The sequence below is a fragment of the Metabacillus sediminilitoris genome (assembly GCF_009720625.1).
GTDB classification, from domain to species: Bacteria; Bacillota; Bacilli; order Bacillales; family Bacillaceae; genus Metabacillus; species Metabacillus sediminilitoris.
The window spans coordinates 3,751,712-3,770,682 of the sequence record NZ_CP046266.1 but is presented as its reverse complement, the minus strand read 5'-3'; the positions used below and the strand labels follow the sequence as shown (position 1 = coordinate 3,770,682).

The following is an 18,971-nucleotide window of genomic DNA, read 5'->3' as shown; positions in this document are numbered from 1 at the left end:
CTATGTTTGCTACAATTGAAAGCATGTTACTACTTGATAAAGCAGAACAATTAGCTAGCCTAGTACTTCAATCAGAGCCAGCTGAAGAATATCGACGTAGTTATGATATATTAAAAAATGATAAAAATGCTCAGCAACTTATTTCAAAGTTTACGAAAACAAAGGACTTATATACTGATGTCCAACGCTTTGGTAAATATCATCCAGACTATCGAAAAATATCAAAGGATATGCGGGATATAAAAAGAGAACTCGATTTAAACGAGAGTGTTTCTAATTTTAAAAAGGCTGAAAATGAATTGCAAGCATTATTAGATGAAATAAGTGTTCATGTTGGTCAAGCCGTTTCAGAGCATGTAAAGGTTCCAACTGGTAATCCTTTCTTTGATACCGGCTCAAGCTGTGGTGGAGGCTGTGGTTCTGGTGGGGGTTGCGGTTGTAAAGTTTCATAAAACGAGTCTACCTATTGGACTCGTTTTTTTACGGTTTAAAATATAAGATAACTTTTCAAGAAATATTTTTTTGGTGAATTATTGTTAGAAATGAAAAAATTTGCTAGACTTTGTTTGAGGTATAAGTATCTAAAATAAAAAAGTTCTTTTTTCATAAATAAGGGAGAATCATTATGTTTGAAAAGCGTCAAGGAATCGTTGTTTGGCTTCATTCGTTAAAGCATATAAAAATGCTCAGAAAATTTGGGAACGTTCACTATGTTTCAAAACGCTTAAAATATGTAGTGTTATATTGTAATATGGAGATGGTCGAGCAAACGGTTCAAAAGCTCACATCCTACTCGTTTGTAAAACATGCAGAACCTTCTTATAAGCCTTACTTAAAATTAGAATTCGAATCTAAAGTAGATAAGGCAAAAGAATATGATTACAAGATTGGCTTATAATCATATCTTTCTTTAAATTTTTAAAATATACAATATAAGCTGACCTTTTCGAATAAATGGATGTAAATATTCGAAAAGGTCAGCCATTTTTATGATCTCCAATAAAAACACAATTGTTTGTATTTCCTATTGTAATATTGGAAGATAATGATTAAGCCTTAAAATTCCAATAATATATTGATAATAAAGATCTAGCTCGTGAAACATGCTAGATGGTTTTACTTCAAGCTGAATAATCTCTTTATTTAAGTAGGTGGCAAGTTCAGTAAATAATGCATACCGCTTATTATCTATTACATTTGGATTAGGAACCCCTTCGCGGCAAATATACAAGGCTTGGAAATTCCCAAGTTCTGTTGGCTGCATAATCACCACAAGTGAAGTTACATCTTTTTCATTTATTTTTGTATGTAAAGCAATTAAGTTTGAAACACGCTCTTTATTTGCTTTTGTCGTTTCTATTAGTTCGTAAATATCTGAATAGCCTTCACCTAACTCAATAAATCGTTGTATCATAAATCTTCCCCCTAAAATAAAATAGTAGATACCCGGGTAATCAATCGAATTTTCACTATAACATGAACGATTAGGGATGAAAAGTCTATATTAACACATAAAAAAAACCTACAGATATTCTCTGTAGGGTCCTTCAATACCTTAAATTTCTAAAAGGATGAAGGCAAAGGGAGAGGAGAAACCGGAGGAAGAACTTATGGGGAAACGTAAGTCTTCTCCGCGGTTGGCAACAACATCAACGAATCGATGTTGTTACTACTCATTATCACCAATTGGTTTTTCCATATACATAAAACTTAAAATTTTTCTTTTTTATTTCCCTAAATAAAAAAGGTATAAGAAGCACAGTACCGCTACTCATAATCAATATGTATGAGACTATGAACTCTTTCGAATGCACGGGCACTTTCGCTTTTTCGTCAATGCATGTCACTTGCCTATTTCGTAAAGGTTAGATATTGTAACAGTTATAAGCGCTATGGTAGGATTAGGAGTAACTTACATAAGAAAGTCATATTAAAGTAGTGGTGAATGATAATGAGAGTAGTATCAGGAAATTTTAAAGGAAGACAATTAAAGGCAGTGCCTGGGGTTACTACAAGGCCAACAACAGATAAAGTGAAGGAAGCTATCTTTAATATGGTAGGACCTTATTTTGAAAGTGGGATCGCTTTAGATTTGTTTGCTGGTAGCGGTGGTTTAGGCATTGAAGCACTTAGCCGAGGAGTTAATAAATGCATTTTTGTTGATCGTGAACCTAAAGCAATACAAACAATACATAAAAACTTAGAAATATGTCAGGCTGCAGACTTAGCTGAAGTTTATCGCAATGATGCAGATCGCGCATTGAAAGCAATTATTAAGCGAGAAATACAGTTTCAATTAATATTTCTAGATCCACCGTATAAGCAACAAATATTGAAAACGCTTATAAATACGATTAGTGAAAATAGCTTGTTACATAAAAATGGTTTCATCGTAACTGAGCACGGATCAGACGTCCACTTACCGGAAGAGGTTGGGCAATTTATTCGATTAAAACATGAGACTTACGGGATGAGTTCAATCACGATATTTGGATTAGAAAGACATAATGAGGAGGAATAAAAGATGGGAAACATAGCAGTATGTCCAGGCAGCTTTGACCCGATTACATTTGGTCATTTGGATATTATTAAACGCGGTGCGAAGGTATTCGATCAGGTGTATGTTTGCGTATTGAACAATACAGCGAAGCATCCGTTATTTACAGTTGAGGAGCGGTGTGAATTAATTAGGGAAGTGACAAAAGACATACCAAATGTCGTTGTAGAATCCTTTCATGGACTATTAATAGATTATGTGCAGAAAAAAAATGCCCAAACAATAATTAGAGGGCTCAGGGCAGTATCAGATTTTGAATATGAAATGCAGGGGACATCAATGAATCGTGTATTAGATGAAAATATTGAAACATTTTTCATGATGACAAATAGTCAATATTCTTTTTTAAGCTCAAGTATAGTTAAGGAAGTAGCAAAATATAAAGGGGATATCTCTGAATTAGTACCTGAAGTAGTAGAAAAAGCATTAATAAATAAATTTAATTAAAAAGTAAAGGTGAGGGTTTTTCCTCACCTTTATTTAATAAAGTGTTTTTGTGAATATATTCCTTCTTGCATACAAATAAATATAAACAAGCAATGAAATGATTGTGATAAGCGGACCAGTTTGAATAATCATTTCCCAGTAGTCCTTTGCCCATTGTGGACTATACGTCAAAAACACGGGAATTTCATTTGGTAGATTAGATTGCAAATTTAAATACAATGGCTTAAATAATAAGAAGGCGATGATCGCTGAGTACAGTCCTTGTAGAATTCTTGAGAAAAAAAAGGGCTTAAACCGAATATCTGTATCTGCAAGTATACTTGCAACTTGAGCTTGGATGGATAGTCCGCCGAAGGCTAATATAAAACTTGCTATGATTACTTTATCTAATAAATTAACAGTTGTTTCACTAACAAGTCGATTACCCAATGTAATTTCAAAAATACCTGAAATAAGAGGTATACTTAATTCATTGGCAAGCTGCAGCAGTGCCAATCCTCCAGAAAAAATGATCGCTAAGAACTCTGTTACTCCAATAATAGCTAAGATTTTATTGAATACAGAAAAGAGAATAATAAAACCGCCAATCATTAATAGGGTCTGAATAGATGACATAACTGCATCTCCAAGCATTTTCCCCAGTGGACGAGATTCTTTTATTCTAGTTGCATGTAGCTCCTTTAGAGCTAATTTTATCGATGGAAAGATTGTAGCTTTTTTTTCAGCCATTGTTGTTTGTTCAGTTCCGCCATAAAATCTCATTGTGAGACCTACACATAAATTTCCTAAATAATGTGCAGCAGCTAATAAAATCCCTAGGGAGGCATCATTGAAAAAACCAACTGCTACAGCACCGAATATAAATAATGGATTTGATGAACTAGTAAATGAAACTAATCGCTCTGCCTCTAAGGCTGTAATCTGTTCTTCCTGCCGTATCCTTGCAGTAAACTTTGCACCGGCAGGATTACCAGAAGCCATTCCCATTGCCCATACAAAGCCGCCTACACCCGGAACGCGAAAAATTGGGCGCATAAAGGGCTCTAATAATACACCTATAAACTTTACAACACCAAAGCCTATGAGTAATTCAGATACAATGAAAAAAGGCAATAGTGAAGGAAAGACAACCTCCCACCAAATTGATAAACCTCTTGTTGAAGCTTCAAGTGATTCTTTTGGATTAAGAATGATCGCTAGCGTAAGACCACCTATAAAAACAGCAAAAAAAATGGTTTTAAGTTTCGAAAGACTCAAAATATAAATGCCTCCTAAACCGATCTAATAATGTTTAAAAATAAAATAATATTAATCGTCCAGCATTTGATTGAAAGTTTATCTTTGTAGGTGAACGATGTGCTTCGCTTTTGGGTTGTACAACCTTATTAGTTCAATATACGAGAATAGGTGGACATTTTAGACCATAAGAATGACGTATAAGATATTTTAATCATAAAAATGTCTTAATGAGTGAAGAATTAATGCATATTTTAAGTGCTATTTAAAAATTTTTTTGAAGGTAAATCAATTCTTAATAAAGGAGGGAATCTCCTTGACTAAGGAGCCTAAGATAGGACTAGCGCTGGGATCCGGTGGTGCAAGAGGGTTTGCTCATTTGGGCATATTGAAGGTATTAAGGGATGAAGGAATACCAATTGATTTAATCGCAGGGAGCAGTATGGGTGCTTTGATTGGAAGTTTTTATGCCTCAGGTTTAAGTATTGAGCGAATGTATCAATTTGCACTTGCTTTTAAAAGGAAGTACTATCTAGATTTTACAGTTCCTAAAATGGGATTTATTTCGGGTAATCGAGTGAAGGAATTAATCCGGTTATTTACACATAGGAAAACATTTGAACAATTAAATATTCCAGTTTCAGTCGTAGCGACCGATTTATATGCAGGGAAAAAGGTTATATTTAATGAAGGGCCTGTAGCAGATGCCGTAAGAGCTAGCATTGCAATACCAGGTATCTTTGTTCCCGAAAAAATTGATGGTAAACTATTAGTTGACGGTGGGGTTGTCGACAGAGTACCAGTTTCGGTCGTAAAAGAAATGGGTGCTGATATTGTCATTGCAGTTGATGTTTCACATGTGAAAAGAAATGAAGATATTACTTCAATATTTGATGTCATCCTGCAAAGTCTAGATATCCTTCAAGATGAACTCGTCCACCATAGAGAAATTGCTTCAGATGTCATGATTCGTCCACATGTTGAACAATATAGTTCTAGAGCTTTTACAAATATAAAAGAAATAATTGAGATTGGGGAAAAAGAAGCATTGCAGCATGTACAGAAAATACAGACTCTTATCAAAAAGTGGAAGGAGACAAATAGGATTGAAGAGTAGGGCCATAATACGTGCGACTATTTTAGTAGCAATCATTATTTTAATTATGACATTTATCAAGCTTCCTTATTATGTAACCCAACCAGGAATGACTTCAGAACTAGAGTCGATCATCGAGGTTGAAAATGGTTTTAAAGAAGAGGGAAGTTTTTCTTTAACAACCATACGATTTGGTAGAGCAAATCCTCTAACATATATGTGGGCAAAGCTACATGATTTTTATTATATTCATCCACTAGAAGAAATTAGAAGAGAAGAAGAAACAGACGAAGAATACTATAAAAGGCAACTTCATTTGATGGAAGGCTCACAGGAGTCGGCCATTACGGTTGCCTATAAAAAAGCGAACAAAAAAGTAAGCTATACTTTTCACGGTATTTATGTTGACGGGATTGTAAAAGACATGCCTGCTGCTAGTGTTTTACAAGTTGGTGATCGTATATACAAAGTAGATAAAAAGGAATTCCAAACAGCGGACGAGTTTATTGAGTATGTAACAACGAAGAAAGCAGGAGAAGAATTAGCCATTACTTATGAAAGAGATGGAGAACAAAGAACAGGAAAGATAAAAATGGCTCCATTTAAAAATAAACCTGAAAAAGTCGGTATTGGAATATCATTATTGACGGATCGAAAAATTGATGTCGAACCTGATATTACATTAAATACAGAGGATATTGGCGGTCCTTCCGCAGGTTTAATGATGTCTCTCGAAATTTATAATCAACTGACGGAAATGGATATTACAAGAGGTTACAAGATTGCTGGTACAGGAACGATTAATGAGGCGGGAGAAGTCGGTCCAATTGGAGGGATTGCTCAAAAGATCGTTGCAGCAGACAATGCTGGCATCGATATATTTTTTGCACCGAATGAAAATAATAGCTCAACATCAAATTATCAAGAAGCACTCCAAACCGGAAAACAAATCAAGACAGATATGAAAATTATTCCAATAGATACGTTTGAGGAAGCGGTTGATTATTTACTCCATTTAAAAGAGAAAGGCTAAAATTAACTTAGCCTTTCTCTTTTTTGATGGTTAAAATGATGTCTATTTATTAATGTCTTTCAGAATAGATGTTCTGAATTTAGGCTGTACTAAGAGTTTATTTCTTTCTTAAATTCGAATTGGCGGGGTCGCAAATTCAGTTTTCATCGTTTTCGAGCGGAGCGGCTCAGGAAAAATCATATTATATGTATGTGATGCTTTAATGTCTAATTCTAATAAGGGGTGCTGAAAGGTTGATAGTTTTGAAATCACTGGCACTACTAATTGTTTTTTTACTGTGCCTAAATATTCTTGTCCTAATTGCGACATACCTAATAATCTAATATAAGGAGATTCTTGATTTGGACCGATATAACTCATCTGCTTTTTCGTTGTTCTCGTCAAGATATGTGTGCATAACCTTTGTAATCTGGTCCAAGTATATCTTTTTGTTTTGAGCCGTTCCATAAAGTCTTGAAAGCCCTCTGCCTCTAAGATGTTTTTTCTTATTCTATTTTCTAATCCTTCTTCAACCTCATAAATGTTGAAAAGATCCTCATTACTCATCGTCATTATTGTATATTTTAATAAATGAAAATAGTGTTCCCAATGATGTAAAAGACCATAATTTTGTTCATATTCACCTAAGTTTTGAAATGTTGCTTTAGGGACATACTGTGTAATAGGTTTTTCTTTCGATAATAGTGCCTTTCGAATACTTGTCGCACTAGCTATTGTTGGTGAAACGAATGCTTGTTCATGAAAACCCGCAGATGTTCGTTTTATCGTATAAGGTTTTATATTTGCTTGTTGCCTGTAAATCGCTTTTACATAATGAAAACCAAGAATATTATTAGGCAACGAAAGATCAAGCATCTCTTCTTCATTTGATAATTCTTTGAAGGCTGACGTTAACGCTGACGGATAGCTAACCCCTGATGTGATATGCTGTTTAATTAACATATCATATTGTTCTTTCTTTTGTATAAGGAATTCATTAACATGCAGAAATGGAGAAATTTCACCTAATTCAGAGCCAAAACAAAGTGAATGACAATGCAATGCCTCTAAAATCGAAACGGCTCCATTAGCAAATGTTTCTGCCTTTTGTGTAGCAAAAGCATATGGTAATTCAACAACAAGATCAACACCGCTTTGCAGAGCCATTTTTGTTCGAGTCCATTTTGAAACAATCGCTGGTTCCCCTCGTTGGAGAAAATTTCCACTCATTACAGCGATTACGACATCTGCCTTTGTTTCCTTTTTAGATTCTGTAATATGATAAAAATGTCCATTATGAAATGGATTATATTCTACTACTAGACCTAATGCTTTCAAATTGATCACCACTTATTTTCATTAATAAAGGATATTAATTCTATTATAGGGCAGAGGTGGCAATCAATAAACATTAGTAATAACATTTCGTTACGATAATAAATAATTAATGATTTTATAAGAAATACCTTGCAAAGCAGGAAAATGATGATTAAAATAAAACATGCTCTAAAAAGAAATTTCTTATGAAATACTGTAAATCATTTTGTAATTATTACAAGTTCATGTATACTTACACTGTAAAGAAAAAATATTGACAAATATTATTGCGAAAGCTATAATTACCTTTGTTGCCTTGAGGTGATATACGTTGAAATGGACAATTAGTCAACTACATCAATTGCAAAACAAGGGATTGAAAATTGATGAAGAAATCGATTTAAGTGATCTTGTCACAAGTCATCCAGACATCCGTGATATTTCACCAGTTAACGTTAGTGGAAGAGCAGATATTAGCTCAACGAAAGTAACGTTCCACTTATCAATTTCAGGTTCAATGGTTCTTCCTTGTTCTCGAACGTTAGTGGATGTTCAATATCCATTTTCAATTAATACAACTGAAACATTTTTACTTAAACCAGCAGAATATGAAACGGAAGAGGATTTTCATCTTACAGATGGTGACATTGTTGATTTAACACCAATTCTGAAGGAGATCATTATCTTAGAAATACCGATACAGATATTCTGTGAGGATGTTGCAAATGTAGAAGGTGCTGCTCCTCAATCAGGTAAAGACTGGGAAGTTATTTCTGAAGATGATCAGAAAAACAAGATTGACCCACGATTGGCTGGATTAGCAAAATTCTTCGAAAACGAAGATAGCTAATATATTTAGTAAAAAAACACAGAGGAAACCGGAATATCCGGATTCAATCAATGTAATGCTCTTTAAGGAGGTGGGAATAATGGCTGTACCTTTTAGAAGAACTTCTAAAACAAGAAAAAGACTACGTCGTACTCATTTTAAATTACAAGTACCTGGTATGGTAGAATGCCCAAGCTGCGGTGAAAGCAAACTTGCTCATCGTGTTTGTAAAGCATGTGGAACATACAAAGGAAGAGACGTTGTAAGTAAATAATTTTTATCTACAATGATAAAAGCGTGAGGATCTAACAATCCTCACGCTTTTATTTTTATCCAAATCTTTAGAACTCGGAATAAAACATATAAAATGGAATTAATTATGATTTGGGGGTATTGTACATATGAATAAAATAATTTTAACTGAGTATGAAAAAGGAATTGTTGAAATTAAATTAAATCGGCCAGCAACATATAATGCTGTAGATTTTGATATGATGGATGAGTTGCATATAAGCCTTAAGAAATTACATGATACAAAAGATATAAGGGCAATCATGATTACAGGTGAAGGTGACAGGGCCTTTTGTTCAGGTGGAGATGTAAACGCTTTTGAACAATTAAAAACAAAGGAAGAAGCCTACGATATGCTCTCTAAAATGGGAGAAGTTCTTTATCAAATATTGATGTTGCCAATTCCTACTTTTGCCCTTATTAATGGTATTGCATTAGGTGGCGGATGTGAAATTGCTACAGCTTGTGATGTTCGTATTGCGAAACAAGGTGCGGAAATAGGATTCATTCAAGGTAATTTAGCGATAACAACTGGATGGGGCGGAGCGACATTGCTTCATGAAAAAATGCCATATGATAAAGCAATGTCCTTGCTTTTATCTGCAAAAAGAATTTCTGTAGAAGAAGCGCATTCATTAGAATTTATCCAAAAAATTGTTGAAGAATCAACTTATCGAACTGAGGCAATTCAATTCATTCTTAATTCATTAGTTGAATATCCCCTTGTATTAAGAGCATACAAGTCTGTAAAAATAGATCAATGGCAGCAGACAGGTTTACTTTCAAGAATGAAATTAGAAATCAATAGATGTGCCGAGTTATGGGAGATGGAAAACCATCATAACGCAGTTTCACGATTTGTAAATAGAAAGAAATAATCGCTAACATATTTTTCCTATTGTTTATAATATTTATTAATCATTAAAATTCTAAAGAATATGTTTGTCTTAAGCTCTTTTTTTAAAGTAATAGAGTCTATCTATTCTATTAGTTGCATATGTATAGAAAAAAAGTGACTATTGGAGGGATAAGGGATGACTACTACTCGTCAAGATGCTTGGACACATGATGAAGATTTATTGTTAGCAGAGGTGGTACTAAGGCATATTCGTGAAGGTGCTACACAATTAGCTGCATTTGAAGAGGTTGGTCGAAAATTATCTAGAACAGCTGCAGCATGTGGATTCCGATGGAATTCTCATGTTAGAAAACAATATAAAACAGGTATTGAAGTAGCTAAAAAACAAAGAAAAGAGCTTAGAACATCTTCACCACAGCAAATAAGTGAGATCGAGGATGAGCCTTTATTAGAAAGTAAACCACAGGATGCTCAATCGAAAAATGCAATTAAAGACCTCATAAACTTCCTTCAACAATATGAAGAGGCGCCATCCTTAAAAGAGCTGGAACAAGAAAATAAGCGCTTATCAGATAAAAATAGAATATTAGAGGAAACAATATTAAAACTTCAACAAGAAAAGGAAGCCCTCACAAATAACTTGGCAGTTATTGAAGAGGATTATCATGCACTTATTGAAATCATGGATCGTGCAAGAAAAATGGTCATTCTACAAGAGGATGAAAGAAATAGAAAAGTGAAATTTCAGATGGATAAAAATGGTAATTTAGAAAGGGTTGAAAAATAACAAAGAAAGTGGCTGTCTCATCCAGAGACAGCCACTTTTTTGTGGGAATTTATTGATCACTTTGTCCAGCTAATACTAGCGCTGCACAATCGACTATCCTAGAGTGATCATACATTGTCTTTACGGCAATGTATGATCAAGAGATTTCTTTGTTGTTAATTATTATCGTTAGCGGGATACCAAATTAATGGATTCTCTCCTTTGTCGCGTTCCATATCATATTTTACTGGTTCAAAATGCATCTTAGTCCAAAAATCGCCTGATTTTACTCGAGGATTCGTTTTAATAGGCAATTGAAATGACTTTGCATAATCAACAAGTGCTCTACCATAGCCTTTTCCTTGGTAATCAGGAATTACTTCAAGTTTCCAAAGTTCCAAATAATCTTGCTGTGGGCTAAAGTATTGGTCGAATTTTTTGTCAACACGATAAAGGCTCATTCGAGCAACTAGTTTGTCTCCAAAATAAATACCATAGAATGGTGAGTCACTATCATCTTCAATCATATTTGTCTTAAGATCCTCTAGCATTGAAAGCTCTTGAATTCCATATTCTCTAAACTTTTTAAACTCCTCTAATGTTTTATAATTGATTAATAATCTTTCGACTTTAAACATGGAAAATTCCCCCTTGATGCATATCAAATAATCTAGAAATGTGTAAAGAATATTTTGATTAAATTAAAAAAATACTAACTTTATTATACCATGTTACACAAATGATGGAAATGAAAATGGTTAACCGCTTACAGTATTAGGGTGTATAAATAGTTTGCTATTTTTTGAATAAACAGACAAAAGTCTAGTATGGAAGACACTTCATTTGATATGATAATACTGAATTATTATTATGAATATAATCATTTATAAGGTATTCTACAAGATAAATCGCTAAAGTAGGTGAAGCTATGGATTTTGGAATCATCGGTGCCGGTTCGTTAGGCCTTCTATACAGTTTTTATTTATCGAAAGATTATTCACTAACACTTTATACAAATCGTAAGCAGCAAGCTGATCTCATTAATAAACGTGGTTTAAGTTATTTTAAGGATGATACATATACAACAGCAATGATACAAGCGACATCAGATCGAAACTATAAGGAAGATTTCTTAATTGTAACAGTTAAACAATACGATATAGAAGCAATTATTGATGTGCTTAAAGAACTTTCACCACGAACAATATTATTTTTACAAAATGGAATGGGACATTTGCCATATTTATCAGTATTATCAAAACATCAAATCTTATTAGGAATTTCCGAACATGGTGCGATACGTTTAAATGATCATTCTGTAAAACATACAGGTATAGGTGTGACGAAAATCTCCCATTATAATCAAGATAAACCTCAACATTCAATATTTAGCCAACTGCTTGCCGAACAACACTCTTTATTTGGCATTGAGTTAAAGGATGATTGGCATAATATGCTTACAGAAAAATTAATTGTGAACGCTACAATAAATCCATTAACTGCCATTCTAAAGGTGAAAAACGGCGAATTAATTAAAAATAATGATTTTAAACAGATTCTATATGAACTATTTAAAGAAGTCGTACTAATATTAGATGTTCAGAATGAAGTGAAACTTTGGGAGCATGTACAGACAATATGTAAAAAAACTGAAAAAAATGAGTCCTCAATGTATAAAGACATTCAAGATGGTCGTCAAACAGAAATAGATTCGATTTTAGGTTATTTAATTCAATGTGCAAGAAAGAATCAGATCATGATTCCAACTATAACTTTTTTATATCATGCCATCAAAGGGATCGAAGCATGTAGGACGAATTGACATGAATAATTTATTAATGTGGATGATGTCAATTGCTTTTACTTTCCCATTCGTCTGCCTTGTCATTTTATTAGTAATTTTACAAATGCTTGTTAAAAATAAGAAGAAATCAATCCTTTTAACAATAGACTTATCAACAATATTTTTCATCATATCTGTTCATTTTCATCTCGTAACAATTTTTGAGCAATCATTTCTTTTATACATGATCATTGGGTTGTTATGTTTACTATTGATTAATTATTATGTTGATTTAAAAAAAGCAAAGAAATTTTCAATAAAAAATGTTTTTAAAAAGGTGTGGCGCTTATCGTTTTTAATCTTTTTTCTGAGCTATCTCAGCTTAGTGGTATATGGATCGGTATCTAGTATGATTACCTATGCATTTCTTTAATTTATCGAGGGATCAAAATTGAATTCAATAAAAGTGTATTTAGGATAAAAAGGACGGATAAGTCTGAGAAGATAGAACGTTCTAGTCAATTGTTAGTTACAGCAAGGTTGTGATCTGAACATAAGCATACTTTATATCAAACCTATATTCACTTGAAATTGTTATTTCGGACTTAGTTTATGTTTAGAAATCAATGAGGGGTATGCTAAGCAAAGTTTTTTTGTTTCAGTCGTATAAATGCTATACTCAACCTTGTTATTACATAAATCCAGAAAGGAAGATATATATGGAGATTCTTGAACTCTCCCTCCGCTCATCAAATCAATTTATGAATGATTTAACAGACCAAAATTTAAAAAATGACTTATTTTTTGATTATAATATTCATTCAAAAGAGGTTTTTCAAAATCGAGCAGCGGATCTTAAAAATCGTTCCTTTCAGCGTGAAGAGATATCGGCTTATTTAAAGCAATACGCAAAACGCTTTTCGGCAAATCATGAAAAAACGATTGAAAATATTGAGAAATTAAAGCACCCTGAAAGTGTAGTTGTCATAGGCGGTCAACAAGCTGGACTATTAACTGGTCCGCTTTATACAATACATAAAATTATTTCAATTATCGTTTTAGCTAGAAAAGAAGAAGAGGAACTAGGAATACCAGTCATACCAATTTTTTGGATTGCAGGCGAGGATCACGATTTTGCTGAAATTAATCATATTTTTACTGCAAAGGATAAAGTCCCTAAAAAATTAACCATTAAAGATGCTCCACTTAAAAAGCAATCTGTTTCTGAATTAATCCTGACTCAACAAAAAACATTGGAATGGATTGAAGATGTCTTTGAAACATTTGGAGAAACAGACCATTCAAACTATCTATTAGATCAGTTATCGAATTGCGTGAAACAATCGAATACATACGTTGAGTTTTTTGAACACGTCATCATGAGTCTCTTTAAAAATGAAGGGTTAGTTCTCGTCAATTCAGGGGATCCGGGACTTCGACAGTTAGAAAAATCTTGTTTTCAATCAATCCTTGAACATAATAGCAGAATATATGATGCGGTTAAAATGCAGCAACAAGAAATGCGTGCGCAAAACTATAACCCAATCATTGAAATGTCTGAAAATAGTGCTAATCTTTTTTATCATCATGAGGGAGAGAGATTTCTATTAGAAAGACAAAATGATTCAGAGTTTGTTGTAACCGACATTGGCTTAACTATGTCAAAAGCACAACTTTTTGATGTAATTGAGACGAATCCTCAAAATTTAAGCAATAATGTTGTAACTAGACCAATTATGCAGGAATATTTATTCCCAACACTAGCTTTTATCGCCGGGCCTGGAGAGGTAACATATTGGGCTGAGTTAAAGAAAGTGTTTTCCACTTTGGATATGAAAATGCCGCCAGTTTTACCAAGACTAACGATCACATTATTAGAACGTCCAATCGAGCGGAACTTAAATGAAACAAATTTAATGTTAGATGAAGTGTTGCATGAAGGTGTTGAGAAAGCGATTGAATCTTTTCTCAAATCAGTTTCCCCGATTGATATGAATCCATTGGTGGATGAGGCGAAAAATAAAATAGCTGACATACACGAGTGTTTAATTCATGAAGCGCTGAAAATTGATGCTAGTTTAGAACCAATGCTGAAAAAAAATGGTGTATTTATACAAGAGCAGCTGAATTTTTTATTGCATAGTGTAGAAAAACGAAAGCGACAACTGCATGATGTTCACCTTTCAAAGTTTAAATCAATCGAATTATCTTTATGTCCAAATATACAGCCTCAAGAAAGAATGTGGAATGTTTATTACTATTTAAATAGGTTTGGCCCGGATTTTGTTGGAGAACTGCTAAACTTGTCATATTCTTTTAATAATAAACATAAAGTTGTCAAAATTTAAATAAAACTTTTTTGAAAATCCTGTTCATACAGGGTTTTTTTTTGTATGAAAAAAGTCTAAAATAAGAAGTGTGGAGATAAGTGGGGGAAAGTGGTGAGATGAGGAGAGAAAGTGGGGGCACCGAGCATGTTTATGGGAGAATACCATCACACCATCGATTTAAAAGGCAGAATGATTATCCCATCAAAGTTTAGAGATGGACTAGGAGAATCATTTGTCATCACAAGAGGCCTTGACCAATGCTTGTTTGGTTACCCGATGAGTGAATGGAAGTTAATTGAAGAAAAATTAAAAGCCCTCCCGCTAACGAAAAAAGACGCTCGTGCATTTACTCGTTTTTTCTTTTCAGGTGCGACAGAATGTGAATTAGACAAACAAGGACGCGTCAATATCGCTACACCATTATTGCAATATGCAAAACTAGAGAAAGAATGTGTTGTTATCGGCGTTTCAAATCGAATTGAGCTATGGAGTAAGTCCATCTGGGAAAATTATGTTGCTGAGCAAGAAGATTCTTTTGAAGAAATTGCAGAAAATATGATTGATTTTGATATATAATCTTCACTTATGCAAAAAATGAGTAGTAGAGTGGACAAGCTAATAAAAACGATTTGAAAAAGGTGGTACAACAATGTTTGAACATACAACAGTATTATTGAAGGAAACAGTTGAGGGGCTTCAAGTTAAAGAAAACGGTACATATGTTGATTGCACTTTAGGCGGAGCAGGCCACAGCAGTTACCTGCTTTCTAAATTATCGAAAGAAGGACATCTCTTTGCTTTTGATCAAGACGATATCGCATTAGCCAATGCTAAAGAAAAATTATCATCATATGATGGACAAGTTACTTTAATAAAAAGTAACTTTCGCCACCTAACAGAAAAACTAGCTGAACATGGTGTTGAAAAAGTAGACGGGATTATTTTTGATTTAGGTGTTTCCTCACCACAGTTAGATACACCGGAAAGAGGATTTAGCTACCATCATGATGCTCCGTTAGATATGAGAATGGATCAACAGTCTGATATCTCTGCCTATGAAGTTGTAAATGATTGGTCGTATGAAGATTTAGTAAAGATCTTCTTTAAATATGGCGAGGAAAAGTTTTCAAAACAAATCGCAAGAAAAATTGAAGCACATCGGGAAGTGCAGCCAATTCGAACAACAGCTGAGCTGGTTGAGATAATAAAAGAGGCGATACCAGCACCAGCAAGACGAAAAGGAGGCCATCCTGCAAAAAGGATTTTTCAAGCGATTAGGATTGCAGTTAATGATGAATTGAAGGTTTTTGAAGAAGCAATTGCGCAATCGATTGAATTATTAAAGCCACAAGGAAGAGTTAGTGTGATAACGTTCCATTCATTAGAAGACCGCATATGTAAATCAGCTTTCAAAGAAGCAGCAACACCACCTGAAATACCTCGTAACATGCCTTTTCTACCAGAAGGTTACGAACCAAAAATTAAAATAGTGACTAGAAAGCCTATTGTTCCATCAGAAAAAGAATTAGAAGAAAACAACCGTGCAAGATCAGCTAAGCTGAGAATCGCTGAAAAAATATAGAGTATTAGAAGGAGGTTACATTTATGAGCAATTTAGCAATGAAATTAGAACAACAAAGACAAGAAAAACAGAATCACCAACAAATCCCGGTATCGGAACCAATTATTATCAAGAGAAGAGCTACAATCACACCTGGAGAAAAACTATTAATGGTTTTATTTGTTGGTCTGTTTTTATTCGGAGCAATAAGTATCGTTTCTAAAAGCTACGCGGTGTATCAAGCGAATATTGATATTCAAAAAACAGAAGCTAAAATTGAAGAACAAACAAAGCTTAATAGTGACCTCCATGTACAGGTTGAAGAGTTAAGTACGTACGATCGAATTTGGGAAAAAGCTAATGAGCTTGGACTAAAACTGGATCAAAACAATGTGAAAAGCGTTAATGAATAATAACAATAAAAAACAGAGCTGTGCTGCACAAGGTGTTAAGGTGTGGCCAGCTTTTTTTTCATCAATCCTATGTATCTTTATGGTAAAATAAAGGAGTGAAAGAGGAGGACTGTATGAAGCTAACACAGAAAAATATCAATATGAACAGAGGAGCAGCCATCTTATCGATCGCATTCGCATTGCTGTTTTTAATTATCTTTATTCGCTTTTTTTACATACAAGCAACTGGAACTGTACATGGGGAAGCTCTTGCCGCAAAAGCCGAAGAACTATATGAAAGTCAACGTACGATTGAAGCAGAGCGAGGGAAAATACTTGATAATAATGGTGAAGTCATAGCAGAAGATAAAGCTTCATATAAGCTTGTCGCCATTTTAGATGAGAAAATAACAACGAATCCTAAAAATCCACAGCATGTAGTTGATATAGAAGAAACGGCTCAAAAACTGGCACCCTTAATCGATATGGAGGTTAGTGAAGTCAGAGAAATTCTTTCAAAGGATTTATATCAAGTAGAATTTGGCTCTAATGGGCGTGATATTAGCCAAACCTTAAAAGCAAAAATAGATGCATTAGAACTTCCAGGTATAACTTTCATTAGAGATACACAACGATTTTATCCTAATGGTGTTTTTTCCTCAAATTTAATCGGTTATGCACAAAAACAAGAAGAGAGTGGCGAAACGGTTGGGATGATGGGGATTGAAAAAAACCTTGAGAAATATCTACATGAAGAAGATGGTTATGTTAAGTATGAAAAAGACCATTACAATTGGAAGCTGCCAAATAGTAAAGATGAAATTATTGCCCCGCAAAATGGCAATGATGTCTATTTAACGATTGATCAGAAAGTGCAAACATTTCTTGAAGATGCTATGAATCAGGTAGTTGATGAATATTCACCTCAAAAAATTGTAGCAGTTGTTGCAGATCCCAAAACAGGTAAAATATTGGCAATGGGACAACGTCCAAGTTTTGATCCCAATGTTAGAGATATCACTTCATATCATAACGATGTCATCTCAAATCCATTTGAACCTGGCTCAACAATGAAAATTTTTACCCTTGCTGCAGCGATTGAAGAAGGCGTTTATAATGGAAATGCTTATTTTCAGTCTGGATCATACAAAATTGAAGGACCAGATATTTATGATCATAAAAAAGCAGGCTGGGGTTCGATCACATTTAATGAAGGAGTACAGCGCTCATCAAATGTGGCCTTCTCTCTCATTGCGGATCAACTACTTGGAACAGACCGACTATTTCAATATTTAAATAAATTTGGACTTACAGCAAAAACAGGTATTGATCTTCCAAATGAAGAGAATAGCCGTTTTAATTACAAATATCATCGAGATAGAGTGTCAACTGCTTTTGGCCAAGCCTCAGCTGTAACACCAATCCAATTAGTGCAAGCAGCAACTTCCATTGCTAATAATGGTAAAATGATGAAGCCGTATGTGATAGATAAAATTGTAGATACTGACAAAAATAAGATTGTAAAGGAAACGAAGCCGCAGATCGTTGGACAGCCTATATCGGAAAAAACGTCCAAGGAAGTTTTAAATATTCTTGAAACTGTTGTTAGTGGTGAACATGGTACAGGTAAACCATATCAAATTGACGGTTATGAGGTTGCTGGTAAATCAGGTACAGCACAAATGTATTCTTCTTCTGGTCGAATATTATCAGGAAACGATAATCATATTTATTCATTTTTAGGTATGGCTCCGAAGGATAACCCTGAATTAATTGTCTATGTTGCGGTTCAACAGCCAGAATTAGAAGGGAAATCTGGATCTGTTCCTGTTTCTATGATCTTTAATTCTGTTATGAAAAATAGTTTGCAATATATGCAAATTGATCCAACTGAAACAAATGACCAAAATTCCAATAAGTCATCTAGTAATGGATTTAAATTGCCAGCATTAAACGGCGCTAAACCAGCTGAAGCAGTTAAGCAGTTACAAGATTTAGGCTTAGAAACTATTATTCTTGGAAACGGTCAAAATGTTGTTTCACAATATCCTGAAGCAGAAACAGAGATCATTTCAAATGAAAAAATCATCCTTAAAACTTCTGATCGTGTAAAAATGCCAGATATGACAGGCTGGTCAAAACGAGATGTCATGAAGATTGGCCAATTACTAGATTTATCCGTTAAATCTGAGGGCACCGGCTACGTTGTAAAACAAAGTATTAAAAAAGATAGTATAGTAAAAAAAGGCGATGTATTGACAGTTACGTTAAAAACAGTTGAAGTAAAAAAACAAGCTAAAAGTGAAACAAAACAAGAGGAATAAGAAAAAAGTGGATTGATCGATATAAGATCAGTCCACTTTTTATTTCTTTTGAATTCGAGTCAGCTGAAGTCTTAAGACAACTAACAGCATCTAATAATTGTAAACATTTTTGAAGCGTTTGAATGGGGCTTCTCATTCATTAGGGTTCTATATTGACTAGTACAAGCATAT

At 34.0% G+C, this 18,971-nt stretch carries 20 protein-coding genes and 2 pseudogenes; 18 read left to right on the top strand and 4 right to left on the bottom strand.

Going from position 1 to position 18,971, the window contains the following annotated elements:
• Window positions 1-2 precede the first annotated feature (2 nt).
• Both GMB29_RS18025 and GMB29_RS18020 read left to right on the top strand, forming a co-directional pair.
• Entirely contained in the window at window positions 3-452 is a 450-nt protein-coding gene (locus GMB29_RS18025) for a YlbF/YmcA family competence regulator (RefSeq protein ID WP_136351350.1), read from the top strand.
• 173 nt (window positions 453-625) lie between these two features.
• A complete protein-coding gene (locus GMB29_RS18020; RefSeq protein WP_136351349.1) occupies window positions 626-898 on the top strand; it encodes a YlbG family protein in 273 nt (90 codons plus the stop codon).
• Between the two features lie 126 nt (window positions 899-1,024).
• On the opposite strand, the gene GMB29_RS18015 is transcribed toward GMB29_RS18020, so the two are convergent.
• Window positions 1,025-1,414, bottom strand: coding sequence for a DUF7147 family protein (locus GMB29_RS18015; RefSeq protein WP_136351348.1), 390 nt, complete (start codon window positions 1,412-1,414; stop codon window positions 1,025-1,027).
• Between the two features lie 537 nt (window positions 1,415-1,951).
• Here GMB29_RS18015 and rsmD point away from each other — a divergent pair.
• Window positions 1,952-2,521, top strand: a complete 570-nt coding sequence (gene rsmD, locus GMB29_RS18010; protein ID WP_136351347.1) for a 16S rRNA (guanine(966)-N(2))-methyltransferase RsmD — start codon at window positions 1,952-1,954, stop codon at window positions 2,519-2,521.
• 3 nt (window positions 2,522-2,524) lie between these two features.
• Window positions 2,525-3,004: a pantetheine-phosphate adenylyltransferase gene (gene coaD, locus GMB29_RS18005; protein WP_136351346.1), complete on the top strand. Its 480-nt coding sequence runs from the start codon at window positions 2,525-2,527 to the stop codon at window positions 3,002-3,004.
• A gap of 33 nt (window positions 3,005-3,037) precedes the next feature.
• On the opposite strand, the gene ylbJ is transcribed toward coaD, so the two are convergent.
• Window positions 3,038-4,261, bottom strand: coding sequence for a sporulation integral membrane protein YlbJ (ylbJ, locus tag GMB29_RS18000; protein ID WP_136351345.1), 1,224 nt, complete (start codon window positions 4,259-4,261; stop codon window positions 3,038-3,040).
• A gap of 289 nt (window positions 4,262-4,550) precedes the next feature.
• On the opposite strand from ylbJ, the gene GMB29_RS17995 reads away from it, so the two are divergent.
• Together GMB29_RS17995 and GMB29_RS17990 are read left to right on the top strand one after the other, a co-directional pair.
• A complete protein-coding gene (locus tag GMB29_RS17995; RefSeq protein WP_136351485.1) occupies window positions 4,551-5,357 on the top strand; it encodes a patatin-like phospholipase family protein in 807 nt (268 codons plus the stop codon).
• Window positions 5,347-6,369, top strand: coding sequence for a SepM family pheromone-processing serine protease (locus GMB29_RS17990; protein WP_319941383.1), 1,023 nt, complete (start codon window positions 5,347-5,349; stop codon window positions 6,367-6,369). Before GMB29_RS17995 ends, GMB29_RS17990 begins: the two co-directional genes overlap by 11 nt.
• 108 nt (window positions 6,370-6,477) lie before the next feature.
• Here GMB29_RS17990 and GMB29_RS17985 read toward each other — a convergent pair whose 3' ends face one another.
• Window positions 6,478-7,686, bottom strand: coding sequence for a nucleotidyltransferase (locus tag GMB29_RS17985; protein WP_136351343.1), 1,209 nt, complete (start codon window positions 7,684-7,686; stop codon window positions 6,478-6,480).
• Window positions 7,687-7,996: 310 nt separating this feature from the next.
• On the opposite strand from GMB29_RS17985, the gene GMB29_RS17980 reads away from it, so the two are divergent.
• The 5 genes and pseudogenes from GMB29_RS17980 to GMB29_RS28110 form a co-directional block, all read left to right on the top strand.
• A complete protein-coding gene (locus GMB29_RS17980) occupies window positions 7,997-8,515 on the top strand; it encodes a YceD family protein (RefSeq protein ID WP_136351342.1) in 519 nt (172 codons plus the stop codon).
• 79 nt (window positions 8,516-8,594) lie between these two features.
• Complete coding sequence (gene rpmF / locus GMB29_RS17975; protein WP_066335963.1) at window positions 8,595-8,768, top strand: 50S ribosomal protein L32; 174 nt, start codon at window positions 8,595-8,597, stop codon at window positions 8,766-8,768.
• Window positions 8,769-8,895: 127 nt separating this feature from the next.
• The gene (locus tag GMB29_RS17970; RefSeq protein ID WP_136351341.1) at window positions 8,896-9,663 is read left to right on the top strand and encodes an enoyl-CoA hydratase/isomerase family protein; all 768 of its coding nucleotides are present in this window, start codon (window positions 8,896-8,898) and stop codon (window positions 9,661-9,663) included.
• A gap of 156 nt (window positions 9,664-9,819) precedes the next feature.
• Window positions 9,820-10,051, top strand: a pseudogene (locus tag GMB29_RS28115) (RsfA family transcriptional regulator); the annotation flags it as partial.
• Window positions 10,052-10,284: 233 nt separating this feature from the next.
• Window positions 10,285-10,431, top strand: a pseudogene (locus GMB29_RS28110) (RsfA family transcriptional regulator); the annotation flags it as partial.
• A gap of 155 nt (window positions 10,432-10,586) precedes the next feature.
• Here the strand turns inward: GMB29_RS28110 and GMB29_RS17960 are convergent.
• Window positions 10,587-11,048, bottom strand: a complete 462-nt coding sequence (locus tag GMB29_RS17960; RefSeq protein ID WP_136351339.1) for an N-acetyltransferase — start codon at window positions 11,046-11,048, stop codon at window positions 10,587-10,589.
• 290 nt (window positions 11,049-11,338) lie between these two features.
• Between GMB29_RS17960 and GMB29_RS17955 the strand changes: the two genes are divergently transcribed.
• The 7 genes from GMB29_RS17955 to GMB29_RS17925 all read left to right on the top strand — a co-directional run bounded on the left by GMB29_RS17955 (window position 11,339) and on the right by GMB29_RS17925 (window position 18,800).
• On the top strand, window positions 11,339-12,232 hold the full coding sequence (locus GMB29_RS17955; protein WP_136351338.1) for a 2-dehydropantoate 2-reductase: 894 nt from the start codon (window positions 11,339-11,341) through the stop codon (window positions 12,230-12,232).
• Between the two features lies 1 nt (window position 12,233).
• The gene (locus tag GMB29_RS17950) at window positions 12,234-12,626 is read left to right on the top strand and encodes a DUF3397 domain-containing protein (RefSeq protein ID WP_168733744.1); all 393 of its coding nucleotides are present in this window, start codon (window positions 12,234-12,236) and stop codon (window positions 12,624-12,626) included.
• 286 nt (window positions 12,627-12,912) lie between these two features.
• Window positions 12,913-14,541: a bacillithiol biosynthesis cysteine-adding enzyme BshC gene (bshC, locus tag GMB29_RS17945; protein ID WP_168733743.1), complete on the top strand. Its 1,629-nt coding sequence runs from the start codon at window positions 12,913-12,915 to the stop codon at window positions 14,539-14,541.
• Window positions 14,542-14,667: 126 nt separating this feature from the next.
• A complete protein-coding gene (mraZ, locus tag GMB29_RS17940; protein WP_136351335.1) occupies window positions 14,668-15,099 on the top strand; it encodes a division/cell wall cluster transcriptional repressor MraZ in 432 nt (143 codons plus the stop codon).
• Between the two features lie 73 nt (window positions 15,100-15,172).
• Window positions 15,173-16,105: a 16S rRNA (cytosine(1402)-N(4))-methyltransferase RsmH gene (rsmH, locus tag GMB29_RS17935; protein ID WP_136351334.1), complete on the top strand. Its 933-nt coding sequence runs from the start codon at window positions 15,173-15,175 to the stop codon at window positions 16,103-16,105.
• 23 nt (window positions 16,106-16,128) lie between these two features.
• Window positions 16,129-16,497 (top strand): cell division protein FtsL, encoded by a 369-nt coding sequence (gene ftsL / locus GMB29_RS17930; protein WP_136351333.1) that lies wholly within the window; start codon window positions 16,129-16,131, stop codon window positions 16,495-16,497.
• A gap of 113 nt (window positions 16,498-16,610) precedes the next feature.
• Window positions 16,611-18,800 (top strand): penicillin-binding protein, encoded by a 2,190-nt coding sequence (locus GMB29_RS17925; protein WP_136351332.1) that lies wholly within the window; start codon window positions 16,611-16,613, stop codon window positions 18,798-18,800.
• The last annotated feature ends 171 nt before the right edge of the window (window positions 18,801-18,971 follow it).